The 12,022-nt window shown below is 67.0% G+C and carries 10 protein-coding genes and 1 tRNA gene; 8 read left to right on the top strand and 3 right to left on the bottom strand.

Annotated features, from left to right (window positions below):
• Positions 1 to 542 (bottom strand): N-formylglutamate amidohydrolase (locus tag GJV64_RS06185; RefSeq protein WP_205599543.1); only part of this gene is annotated, 542 nt, incomplete at its 3' end.
• A gap of 105 nt (positions 543 to 647) precedes the next feature.
• Here GJV64_RS06185 and GJV64_RS06180 point away from each other — a divergent pair.
• Positions 648 to 722: transfer RNA gene (locus tag GJV64_RS06180), tRNA-Val, on the top strand.
• Here the strand turns inward: GJV64_RS06180 and GJV64_RS06175 are convergent.
• Entirely contained in the window at positions 701 to 1,885 is a 1,185-nt protein-coding gene (locus tag GJV64_RS06175) for an L-lactate dehydrogenase (RefSeq protein ID WP_164156402.1), read from the bottom strand. The two genes, GJV64_RS06180 and GJV64_RS06175, sit on opposite strands and share 22 nt — an antisense overlap.
• A gap of 286 nt (positions 1,886 to 2,171) precedes the next feature.
• Here GJV64_RS06175 and GJV64_RS06170 point away from each other — a divergent pair, with 286 nt between their 5' ends.
• The 4 genes from GJV64_RS06170 (at position 2,172) to GJV64_RS06155 (ending at position 8,180) form a co-directional block, all read left to right on the top strand.
• The gene (locus GJV64_RS06170; protein ID WP_164156401.1) at positions 2,172 to 4,433 is read left to right on the top strand and encodes a TonB-dependent receptor; all 2,262 of its coding nucleotides are present in this window, start codon (positions 2,172 to 2,174) and stop codon (positions 4,431 to 4,433) included.
• Positions 4,434 to 4,566: 133 nt separating this feature from the next.
• The gene (locus GJV64_RS06165) at positions 4,567 to 5,952 is read left to right on the top strand and encodes an 8'-apo-carotenoid 13,14-cleaving dioxygenase (protein WP_164156400.1); all 1,386 of its coding nucleotides are present in this window, start codon (positions 4,567 to 4,569) and stop codon (positions 5,950 to 5,952) included.
• 95 nt (positions 5,953 to 6,047) lie between these two features.
• The gene (locus GJV64_RS06160) at positions 6,048 to 7,334 is read left to right on the top strand and encodes an alpha-L-fucosidase (RefSeq protein WP_164156399.1); all 1,287 of its coding nucleotides are present in this window, start codon (positions 6,048 to 6,050) and stop codon (positions 7,332 to 7,334) included.
• A 3-nt stretch (positions 7,335 to 7,337) separates the two neighbouring features.
• Positions 7,338 to 8,180 (top strand): fumarylacetoacetate hydrolase family protein, encoded by an 843-nt coding sequence (locus GJV64_RS06155; protein ID WP_164156398.1) that lies wholly within the window; start codon positions 7,338 to 7,340, stop codon positions 8,178 to 8,180.
• Here GJV64_RS06155 and GJV64_RS06150 read toward each other — a convergent pair whose 3' ends face one another.
• Entirely contained in the window at positions 8,181 to 9,512 is a 1,332-nt protein-coding gene (locus tag GJV64_RS06150) for an enolase C-terminal domain-like protein (RefSeq protein ID WP_164156397.1), read from the bottom strand. It abuts the gene before it with no gap.
• Between the two features lie 204 nt (positions 9,513 to 9,716).
• Here GJV64_RS06150 and GJV64_RS06145 point away from each other — a divergent pair, with 204 nt between their 5' ends.
• From GJV64_RS06145 to GJV64_RS06135, 3 genes are read left to right on the top strand one after another with little or no spacing between them, the layout of a single operon-like run.
• A complete protein-coding gene (locus GJV64_RS06145; RefSeq protein ID WP_235927623.1) occupies positions 9,717 to 10,688 on the top strand; it encodes an aldo/keto reductase in 972 nt (323 codons plus the stop codon).
• Entirely contained in the window at positions 10,685 to 11,518 is an 834-nt protein-coding gene (locus tag GJV64_RS06140) for an amidohydrolase family protein (RefSeq protein ID WP_164156396.1), read from the top strand. Before GJV64_RS06145 ends, GJV64_RS06140 begins: the two co-directional genes overlap by 4 nt.
• Positions 11,518 to 11,841 carry an L-rhamnose mutarotase gene (locus GJV64_RS06135; protein ID WP_164156395.1) on the top strand — a complete coding sequence of 108 codons (324 nt, stop codon included), beginning with the start codon at positions 11,518 to 11,520 and terminating at the stop codon, positions 11,839 to 11,841. Before GJV64_RS06140 ends, GJV64_RS06135 begins: the two co-directional genes overlap by 1 nt.
• Positions 11,842 to 12,022: the final 181 nt, after the last annotated feature.

Raw genomic sequence — 12,022 nt, 5'->3', positions numbered from 1 at the left:
GCGCGCGGCCCGCCCGGCGTGGGCATGGAATGGCAATCGAGCAGCAGGGCGGCGCCGTGGCGCGCGCGCGCCGCGGCCAGCAGGCTGGCCAACTGGCCGTGCCAGGGCACGTGCAGGGCAGCCAGCCGGGCGGCGGCCTCCCGTGCCGGCAGCCGCCGGGCGTGGATCTCCAGACCCAGGGCGGCCAGTCTCGGGATGACGCCCAGGCCGGCGGTGACGCGTTCGGTGGGGGTGGCCGGCACACCGAGGGGCGCATCGAACATCGCAGGGTCAAGCTCGTCAGGGCGGCGGTTGAGATCGAGCCAGCAGCGGGCGTGCGTGGCGCTCAGCACCGGCACGCCGGCAATGCCATCCAGCAGCGCATCGACCAGCGCATCCTCGGCGCGGCGCAGCTGCGCCAGCGTCAGCCGGCTGCCAGCCAGCAGGGCAGGCGGATAATGGCGGCCGCTGTGCGGCGAGGCGATGACCAGCGGCCAGCGGCCATCGGCATCGCCGGACAGGTGATAAGGCGGCGGTGTTGCCATTGCCGACAGCGAAAGCACGCGCCGGGGCTGCTGCCAAGGTGGCAATTGACGCGGCTCCCGTGCCACCGGTAACGGCGCCCCTTGCCAACCGGGCGCCTTGCCACTAATGCCCGGCTTCCTCGTGGACGCGTAGCTCAGTGGTAGAGCACTGTGTTGACATCGCAGGGGTCGCAGGTTCAATCCCTGCCGCGTCCACCATTCTCACCAGCCCCCTCAGCAGGCGAGGCCGAAACCCGGCCAGCCTCCGGCGAGAACCGGACTGTCCCGGTCAGCGCCATTGCGGCGCGCAGTTCGGCTTCGAACATGGCGAGCAGTTGGGCCACCCCGCGCTGCCCGCCGGCGGCCAGCGCCCAAACCCACGCCCGCCCGGCCAGCACCGCCTCGGCGCCGAGCGCGCGATAGCGCAATATGTCGAGGCCGGAGCGCACGCCGCCGTCGGCCAGGATCCGCGTGCTGCCGCCCACCGCATCGACGATAGCCGGCAACGCCTTCACCGCTGACAGGGCGCCATCCAGTTGCCGGCCGCCGTGGTTGGACACAACGATGCCATCAGCGCCGGCCGCCACCGCGGCGCGGGCGTCATCCGGGTGCAGGATGCCCTTGACCACAAGCGGCCCCGGCCATTGGCTTCGCACCCATTCCAGATCGGCCCAGGTGGCGGAGGGGTCGAAATTGTTGCCCAGCCAGGCCAGAAAATCGCCCAGCGGGGTCGCCGCGCCCAGCACGCCGGCGACATTGCCCAGCGACAGCGGGCGGCCCATCAGCCCGACATCCCAGCACCAGCCGGGCCGCGCCAGCGCCTGCCCCAGCCGACGCAGGTCGCCCGCCAGCCCCGGCGCGCCGGAAAGCCCCGAGCGGCGATCACGATAGCGGGCGCCGGGCGCCGGCAGATCGACCGTGAACACCAGCACCGGGCAGGCGGCGGCGCGGGCACGTTCGATCATCGCCGTCACGAAACCGCGATCGCGCAACATGTAGAGCTGGAACCAGGGCGGCGTGCCGCTGCCGGCGGCGACTTCCTCGATGCTGCACGCCGACACGGTGGAGAGGATCAGCGCGGTGCCTGCATCCTTGACGGCGCGGGCCGCCTGTACCTCGCCGCGCCGGGCATTGAGGCCAGCCAGGCCCACCGGCGCCAGCAGCAGCGGCAGCGCCAGCCGCTGGCCGAACAGGGTGATGGAGGGGTCCAGCGCCGAGACATCGCGCAGCACCCGCTGATCGAGGGCGATATCGGCCAGGTCCGACACGTTCCGGGCCAGGCTGACCTGCTGATAGCTGCCGCCGTCGATATACTCGAACAGGAAATGCGGCAGCCGCCGCTGCGCCGCGGTCCGGAAATCGCCGACATCGGCAATGATCATGGAGTGAGCCCAGCCGTTCGGATGGCGCGACGGTCGCCTGTGGCGCAAAAGCCCGATCCTGCGCCTGTGGCGCAAAGGCAACGCCCTGCTGTTGTTTGCACCGCCACCCTCCTTTCCGGCGCGCTGTAGCCGGCAGGCCTGCTTGACACAACTCGTCAGACCGTTGCAATCTTGAAACGGCAGTTCATTCGTGCTTCGCCTTCAGCCGATCACAGAACCGGGCAAGGGGGCACAGCGAACGCAGGACCGGGGGTGCACCCCGGGATTATTGGGGAGGCAATCGAAGATGAGCATCCGGCATCGGTCCGTACTGGCGTCTGTCCTGGGTTTCACGTCGCTGCTGGCGCTTTCGGCGCCGGCCATGGGCCAGCAGGCCGCCGCAGGATCCGGGGATACGCTCGATACCATCGTGGTGACGGCGCGGCGCACCACGGAAAACCTGCAGTCGGTGCCGATTGCGGTCACCGTGGTCAGCGGCGAGGAGTTGGCAAAGCGCCAGATCCTCGACGTCAAGGGCCTCGAGATGGTGACTCCCAACCTTGTCATCACACCCAACGCGGTTTCGGCCAACGGCGCCAACATCTTCATCCGCGGCATTGGCACCGCCGATTTCGACCGTACCTTCAACCCTGCCGTCCAGATCGTGCTGGATGGCGTGATCTTCGGCTCGTCGGTCGCTGGCCAGCTGCTTAACCTGGTCGACGTCGAGCGGGTGGAAGTGCTGCGCGGTCCGCAGGGCACGCTGTTCGGCGCCAACGCCATCGGCGGCGTCATCAACATCACCCGGCCAAAGGCGAAGGACGAATTTGGCGGCAACGCCCAGGTGACGGTTGGCAATTATGGCGAGTTCAACGTCCGCGGCTCGCTCACTGGACCGATCGTGCCGGGCAAGATCGATGCGCGGATCTCGGTGAACCGGGTGAGCAACGATGGCCAGTTCATCAACCAGTTCAATGGCAAGAAGCGCGGCTTCGTCGATCTGTGGCTGGTGTCGCCGCAGCTGCGCTTCACGCCGTCCGATGATGTCGAGGTGATCCTCGCCTATGACTATCTGAAGAATGACAGCGACTGGGGCGTGCTGTTCAACCGCTCCGGCCCCAACGAGCTGATGTGCCAGGGCGTCCTGATCACCGACGTGCCGCGCTGCGCCAACCCGAACCAGGATCTGCGCCGCCCGAACCAGGACACGCCGACGTTCCTCAACACCACCACGCACATGGTCTCGCTGACCACCAACATCAAGGCGGGTGATGTGGACATCACCGCCATCACCGGCTTCAACCTGTTCAAGGAAGAGAAGCTCACCGACTTCGACGGCGTGCCCTTCCCGACCTTCGCCTCGGCCCAGCCGGTGAACGAGCGCCAGTTCATGCAGGAGTTCCGGGCCAACTGGAAGGTGAACGACCGGCTGACCATCCTGGGCGGCCTGTTCGGCCAGTATGTCAACTACAAGGACGGCGCCAACTCGCTGTTCGTGTTCGAGCTGCTGGGCTTCCCCGAAGACACGGTTGAAGTGGTGGACCGCCAGCAGTCGACCTACAGCTTCGGCGCCTACCTGTCGGGCAACTACATGCTGACCGATCAGCTCAGGCTCAACCTGGGCGGCCGTTACACATATGAATTCAAGGACTTCATCTATCGCAACGGCTTCAACACGGTTGGCGGCGGCTATTATCCCGATGCCCCGGGCTTCAACAACGAGGCCGCCGGCTCGCAAGGGTGGAGCCAGTTCACGCCGCGAGTCGCGTTGGATTACAGCCCGCGTGAAGGCGTGCTGACCTATGTGTCGTGGAGCCAGGGCTTCAAGTCGGGCGGTTTCAACGGCCGCGGCAACTCCACCGAGACGATCGGGCCCTATGATCCCGAAAAGGTCAACACCTACGAACTCGGTCTCAAGAGCGAGTGGCTCGACCGCACGCTGCGCTTCAACGTCGCCGGCTTCCTGACCGACTATACCGACAAGCAGGAAGAGATCATCCGCCGCAACGTGGAGACCGGCGCCACGATCACCACCGTTACCAACGCCTCATCGGTGCGCTATTGGGGCGTGGAAATGGACGTGGCGGCGAAGGTGGCCAAGGGCCTCACCCTGTCGGGCACGGCCGGCTATCTCAACGCGCGCTATCGCAACTTCGTATACGACGGGTTCGACGTGTCGAAGACGGTGCGGCCTCGGAATTCGCCGGAATGGCAGTTCTCCGGGACTGTGCAGTATGAGACCCAGATTGGCGATGTCGGCATCGACACGCTGGTGACCTACCGCTGGACGGACACCTATTTCTTCCACATGGGTCCGCGCTTCGATGGTGGTGGCCCGTCGCCGCTGATCAACGAACCGCGCGGCCGCATTGCGGCCTATGGCCTGCTCGACGCCCAGATCGGTGCCACCTTCGAACTTGACGGCACCCAGATCCGGGCCAGCGTTTATGGCCGCAACCTGACCGACGAGCGCTTCTACCAGACGTTCGCACCCGTGGCGAACCTGTGGGCCAACGGCTCGGCCAATCTGGGCCGGACCTATGGCGTGCGGCTCGGCGTGAACTTCTGATCCCGACAGTCCGTCGGCCTTCCCGAGCGACCTGGCCACCGCCCACTTATCACGGGCGGTGGCCATTTTTCCGGGTTAGGATGGCGGCTCTGCAGTTCGAGGGACTGCTCGCAAGCGGCGAAGGGAGGGGCGCATGAACAGCATGGATACGGTGGCTGCCACCACGGGCGAGACGAACCCCTATCTGCTGGGCCCCTATGCGCCGGTGCGCGACGAGATCAGCGTCGAATCGCTGCCGGTGATCGGCACGCTGCCGTCGGAACTCGATGGCACCTACATGCGCATCGGCCCCAACCCGATCACGCCGCCCGATGGCAGCAAGCATCACTGGTTTGCCGGCGACGGCATGATCCACGCCGTGCGCATCCAGGACGGCAAGGCGCTGTGGTATCGCAACCGCTACATCCGCTCAAACCGGGTCAGCGCCGTGCTGGGCGAGGCGCCGGCCCCGGGCCCGCGCTATGAACGCGGTGACACCGTCAACACCAATGTCATCAGCCACGCTGGCAAGATCCTGGCGCTGATCGAGGCGGGCGGCTTCCCGGTGGAGGTCGATCCGCTGCTCGGCACGGTCGCCTACACCAATCTCGACGGCACGCTGCAGCTGGGCGGTTTCACGGCGCATCCGCATCTCGACCCGGCCAGCGGCGAGCTGCATGCCATCTGCTACAACGGTGGCAATCGCGATTTCATCCGCCACGTGGTGGTGGGGCGTGACGGCCGGGTGCGGCGCGAGCTGAAGATCCCGCTGCCCGATGGCCCGATGATCCACGATTGCGCGATCACGGCGCGCTTTGTGCTCATCCTCGATCTGCCGATCACCTTCTCGATCCCCGCTGCGCGGGCCGGGATGTCCATGCCCTATGCCTGGAATCCCGACCACGGGGCGCGCATCGGCCTGCTGCCGCGCGAAGGCGCGGCCGAAGACATCATCTGGTGCGATGTCGAGCCCGCCTATGTGTTCCACCCCTGCAACGCTTACGATCTGCCCGATGGCCGCGTGGTGATGGACGTGGCCGTGCACGACCGGCTGTTCGTCAGCGAGGGCACCGAGCAGCCCGGCGCCTCCACCGTGACGTTCGAGCGCTGGACCTGCGATCCGGTGGCGCGGCGGGTCGATCGCCGGGTTATCGACGCCGTGCCGCAGGAATTCCCGCGCTGCGACGAGCGGCTCACCGGCCAGCCCTATCGCTATGCCTATACCGTCACGCTGGACGAAGGCCGCAGCCCGCCCGGTGCGCTGTCGGGCGTGATCGCCCACGATCTGCTGACCGGCGAGCGCAAGACCCATGATTTCGGCGAGGGCCGCATTCCCGGTGAGTTCGTTTTCGTGCCCCGCAGCCCGGATGCGGCCGAGAATGATGGCTGGCTGATGGGCTATGTGCTCGAAGTGGCCCGCAATCACACGGATTTCGTGCTGCTCGATGCCCGCGACATTGCCGGCCCGCCGGTGGCGGTGGTGCCGCTGCCGCAGCTGGTACCGCTGGGCTTTCACGGCAACTGGATCGCGGCCGGCTGATCGCGCCAATGCGACGCCACGCTTTACAGATGAAGCAGCGTTTCATGTGTGGCACGGGCGCGGCGGGCTCGCTATAGGGTCTGCGGGAGACAAATATGCGCCGCACGGAACATTGGTTCGAACCCGCCCGTTTCGGGCTGTTCGTGCATTGGGGCCCCTGGGCCCGCGCCGGCTGGGAGGCGAGCTGGCCGCTGGTGGGCGGGGTGGTGACGCTGCCGCTGGGGCAGGATATCCCGGCCGCAACCTATCATGCCAATGCGGCAGGCTGGCAGCCCGATCCGGCAGCGCCAGAGGCGTGGGTGGCCGCAGCGGCGGCAGCCGGCATGCGCTATGCCGTCCTCACCACGCGCCACCATGATGGCTATGCCCTGTGGCCCAGCCGGCATGGTGATCATGGTGTGGCCAAGGGTGCACCGGGGGTGGATATCGTTGCTGCCTTCGTGGCCGCCTGCCGGCGCCACGGCCTGAAGATCGGCTTCTATTATTCGCTGCCCGATTGGCATCACCCCGATTATCCGGCTTTCACCGATGCGATGCGGCCCTATGTTTTTGGCGGCTATCAGGCGGCCACGCCCGAACAATGGGCCCGCTATCAGGCCTATGTGCGCGGCCAGATCACCGAATTGCTGAGCGATTATGGCCCGATCGACATGATCTGGTTCGACGGCGCCTGGGAACGCAGCGCCGAGCTGTGGGACACGGTGGGCCTGGAACGGCTGATCCGCCAGCTCCAGCCCGACATATTGATCAATGACCGCCTGCCCGGGCAGGGCGACTTCGCCACGCCGGAGCAGTTCGTGCCGCCCGAGCCGCCCGCCACACCATGGGAAACCTGTTTGACCATGAACATGAGCTGGGGGTTCAACGCCGGTGACGACCGCTACAAGTCACCGGCCGCGCTGGTCCACACGCTCTGCGAAGTGGCCGGACGTGGCGGCAACCTGTTGCTCAACATCGGCCCGGATGGCGCGGGGCGCATCCCCGCCCCGCAGGCGGAGCGCATGGCCGAATTCGCGCGCTGGATGGGCCGACATGGCGAGGCGATCATCGGCACCAAGGCGGGCCTGAAGCCGTGGCAGTTCCCGGGGCCGACAACCTGCAAGGGCAACACCCTCTATTGCCACCTCCTGATGCAGCCGGTGGCACCGGTTTCGGTGCGCGGCGTGCCGGTGCAGCATCTGAAGCAGGTGAGCGTTCTGGGCCACGACGGGCCACTGCCCTTCGAAACCCGCATCCCGGTGCTGGATGAGCTGATGCATGTCGATGGCCCCGGCGAGGTGGTGATCGACGTGCCCGAAGCCCTGCGCGATCCCGTAGCCACGGTGCTGGTGCTGGAGTTTGATTGTGACCCGGCGCGCATCGCGCCTGCAACGGAGTCCTGAGCCATGAAACTGTTCCGCCACGGCGCCCCCGGCGCCGAACGCCCCGGCATCGTGGCGCCCGATGGCAGCCACCGCGACCTCACTGGCGTGATTGGTGATGTGGCCGGTGCGTCGCTGCTGGCATCGGGGCTGGCGCAACTGCGGGGCATCGATCCCATGAACCTGCCACTGCTCCACGAAGGCTTCCGCTTCGGGCCGTGCGTGGGGCAGGTGCCCAAGTTCATCTGTGTCGGCCTCAATTATGCCGACCATGCCGCCGAAACCGGCGCCACCGTGCCGCCGGAGCCGGTGCTGTTCATGAAGGGTGTCAACGCCATCTGCGGCCCCAATGATGACCTGGAGATCCCGCGCGGTTCCACCAAGACCGACTGGGAGGTGGAGCTGGGCGTGGTGATCGGCGCGCCGGCCAAATATGTCAGCGAGGCCGACGCCCTGGCGCACGTCGCCGGCTATTGCGTGGTGCACGACGTGTCGGAACGCGCCTTCCAGATGGAACGGCAGGGCCAATGGGTGAAGGGCAAGAGCCACGACACGTTCGGCCCGGTTGGCCCCTATCTGGTGACGCCCGACGAGGTGCCCGACCCCCAGGCGCTCGACCTGTGGCTGGAGGTGGATGGCCACCGCTTCCAGAATGGCAACACGCGCACCATGGTCTATGGCGTCGCCCACCTCATTGCCTACATCAGCCAGTTCATGACGCTGCAGACCGGCGACATCATCTCCACCGGCACGCCGCCCGGCGTCGGGCTGGGCCAGAACCCGCCCGTCTATCTAAAGGCCGGGCAGACGGTGCGGCTGGGCATTGCCGGCCTCGGCGAACAGCAGCAGCGCACCATCAGCGCCTGATCAGGCCCGCCAGGCGCTGCCGTTCGGGAAGCTGTATTCGGCGCGCGAGGCGGCCTTCATCTCGACGCTGTAGCCGGGCAATTCCGGCGCCAGGTAGCGTCCGCCGCGGATACGAATCGGGTCGATGAAATGCTCGTGCAGATGGCCAGCATGTTCGATCATGCGGCCCTCGCTGCTGCTGGCCACGGCGGCGGCATCGAAGAAGCTGAGATGCTGCACATATTCGCACAGGCCCACGCCGCCGGCATGGGGGCACACCGGCGTGTCGAAGGCAGCGGCCAGCAGCAGCACGGACAATACCTCGTTCACGCCGCCCAGTCGGCAGGCATCCACCTGCACCACGTCGATCGCACCGGCCTGCAGGAACTGCTTGAACATGATGCGGTTGTGGCAATGCTCCCCGGTGGCCACCCGGATCGGCGCCACCGCCTTGCGGATGCGGGCATGGCCCAGGATATCATCCGGGCTCACCGGCTCCTCGATCCAGTAAGGGTTGAACGCCGCAAGCGCCTTCACCCAGTCGATGGCCTGGTCGACATCCCACACCTGGTTGGCGTCGATCATCAGCAGCCGGTCCGGCCCCAGCACCTCGCGCAGCACGCCGCAGCGGCGGATATCGTCGGCAAGATTGCCGCCCACCTTCATCTTGATCGCTTGCCAGCCATCGGCAATGGCGGCCCCGGCGAGGCGGCGGATCTTGTCGTCGTCATAGCCCAGCCAGCCGGCCGACGTGGTGTAGGCAGCATGGCCTTCGCTGAGCAGGCGGGCGATGCGGGCCGGCTTGTCCGCCAGGTTGCGATTGAGCAGGTCGAGCGCCAGCGACGGCGGCAGCGCATCAGCGATGTGACGGAAATCGATGGCCGAAACAATCTGTTCGGGCGGCATGTCGGCCAGGTAGCGCCACAATGGCTTGCCGGCACGGCGGGCCAGCATGTCCCACACGGCGTTGACGATCGCGGCGGTGGCGAGGTGCATGATGCCCTTTTCCGGGCCGAGCCAGCGATACTGGCTGTCCCCCACCAGGCCGCGCCAGAAGCCGGCAAGATCATTTTCGATGCCATCAAGGCTGCGGCCGATCACCTGCGGCAGCAGCGCCTCGATGGCGGCCACCACCAGATCGGTGCCGCGGCCCAGCGTGAAGGCCAGGCCATGGCCTTCCAGCCCGTCGGCGGTGAGGATGACATAGGCCGCCGAATAATCGGGATCCGGGTTCATCGCATCCGAACCGTCGAGAAAGCGCGAGGTCGGGAAGCGGATGTCGGCGGTGCTCGCCGCCGTGATCACCGGGCCTGGGGCCACCCCCGGTCGCAGCGCGGCAGGATCAATGGTCATCGCGATCGCCTTACTCGTTGCTATGTATGAACCCGCATTTCACCCATAAACCACACTATCGGCAAGCCCCCTCAGGCTCCATCTGGCGAAAATTCCAGCCCTAAGCCGACAGATGCCAGCCTTTTTGGCGTTGCCAGCGCGCGCCAGTCATGGTTGTAATCAAGCGTGAACCAGCATTTCACAAATGAATCAAGCGGTCTGAAATTGCCGGCCCTCGGCATGGGCTGCGCGGCGCTCGGCAATCTCTATGCGCCGGTCAGCGATGCGGCGGCGCAGGCCACGCTTGCCGCTGCTGCGGATGGCGGCGTGCGCCTGTTCGATACCGCACCTTATTATGGCCACGGGCTTTCGGAAAGCCGGCTCGGCGCCTTTCTCGCCAGCCGGAAACAGCGCCCCTTGATCTCCACCAAGGTAGGCCGCAGCCTGGCGGCAGGGGAGGCGCCCGGCGACACCGGCTTCGTGGACGCAGCCCTGGCCCGCCCCTATTTCGACTATTCCGCTGCGGCGGTGGAACGCCAGGTGCAGGACAGCCTGGGCCGGCTTGGTGTGGCGGCGGTCGACATGCTGCTCGTCCATGATCTTGGCGCGCTCACCCATGGCGGCGATCACCGTCGCCAGTTCGACACGGCCATGGCCGGCGCTTTCCCGATGCTGGCGCAATTGAAGGCGAACGGGGTCACGCGGGCCATAGGCCTGGGGGTGAATGAGGTGGCGATCTGCCTGGAGGTGCTGGCTGCCATCGATCTCGATGTCATCCTGCTGGCCGGGCGCTACACGCTGCTGGAACAGGCGCCGCTGGATGATCTCCTGCCGCTGTGCGAAGCCCGCGGCGTGCAATTGATCGTGGGCGGCCCCTTCAATTCCGGCGTGCTGGCCGGCCATCCGCATTATGACTATGGCGTGGTGCCGCCGGCGGTGGCGGCGCGGGTGCAGGCGTTGTCCGCTTTGTGCGCAGCCCATGATGTGCCGCTGGCGGCGGCGGCGCTGCAGTTCCCGCTTGCCCATCCGGCGGTGACCACGGTGATCCCCGGCGCGCGCTCGCCGACCGAAATGGCGGCCAACATCGCCCACATGGCCCGGCCTATTCCGGCTGCGCTGTGGGCCGACATGAAGGCGCAGGGGCTGATCCGCGCCGATGCACCGGTGCCGGGTGAACAAGGGTCTTCTGGCCGATGAGGATCGACGCCCACCAGCATTTCTGGCGCCGCGACCGCGGCGACTATGATTGGCTGACCCCGGCGCTGGCGCCGCTGTGGCGGGATTTCCTGCCGCCTGACCTGGCGCCGCTGCTGGCCCGCCACGCCATTGCCGGCAGCGTGCTGGTGCAGGCCGCGCCCACCGAGGCCGAAACCGGCTTCATGCTCGATCTCGCCCGCCGTCACGGCTTCATCCGCGGTGTCGTCGGCTGGACCGATCTTTCGGCTCCCGATGCGCCGGAGCGCATTGCCACGCTGGCTGACGATCCGCTGCTGGTCGGCTTGCGCCCCATGCTGCAGGACCTGCCCGATGATGATGCCATCCTGGCGCCTGCCGTGCAGCCGGCGCTGGCAGCAATGGCGGCACACGGCCTGGCACTGGACGCCCTGATCCGGCCGCGCCACCTGCCGCGCCTGCTCGCCGTGCGTGACCGGCACCCGCAATTGAAGATCGTGATCGATCATGCCGCCAAGCCCGACATTGCCGGCGGTGATCTCGCCGGTTGGGCCCGCGACCTCGCCGCGGTCGCTGCCGATGGATTCACCCACTGCAAGCTGTCCGGACTCGCCACCGAGGCCGCGCCGGGCTGGACAACGGCGGATCTGAAGCCGGTGACGGACAGTGTTCTGGCCGCCTTCGGGCCGGATCGCGTGATGTGGGGCAGCGACTGGCCGGTGCTGAACCTGAATGGCAGCTATGATGAGTGGGTGGCGGCCAGCGATGCCCTGCTGGCCGGTCTGGATGCGGCGGGCGTAGCGGCAGTGCATGGTGGCACGGCGGTGCGCTTTTATGGACTGGAGGCAGGGTGATGCAGCGGCGCGCGATGGTGATCCGGGTGAAGCCGGAGAAGCTGGCGGAGTACAGGGCGCTGCACGCCAAGCCCTTTCCCGGCGTGATCGCCGCGCTGAAGGCGGCGAATGTCTCCAACTATTCCATCTTCCTGAAGGACGACGTGCTGTTCGGTTATCTCGAATATAGCGGCAGCGACTGGGAGGCCGACATGGCGAAGGTGGCGGCTGATCCCGAGACCCAGCGCTGGTGGACCTTCACCGACCCGTGTCAGACCCCCTGGCCGACGGCGCAGCCGGGCGAGTGGTGGTCCGACATGGAATGCGTTTTCCACATGGATTGAGTGCTTTGGGATTGAGTGCATTGGGATTGAGTGCACCGGGATTGAAAGGACGACAGATGGGCAGACTGGCAGGCAAGCGCGCCTTCGTGACGGCGGCGGGCGCCGGGATCGGGCGGGCTACCGCGCTGGCCTTCGCGCGCGAGGGCGCGGGCGTGATCGCCACCGACATCGATGCGGCGGC

The organism is Sandarakinorhabdus rubra (assembly GCF_010994245.1).
Taxonomy (GTDB): Bacteria; Pseudomonadota; Alphaproteobacteria; order Sphingomonadales; family Sphingomonadaceae; genus Sandarakinorhabdus; species Sandarakinorhabdus rubra.
Note: the sequence above shows the minus strand (reverse complement) of the source record. Positions and strands in the feature narration are given on the sequence as shown.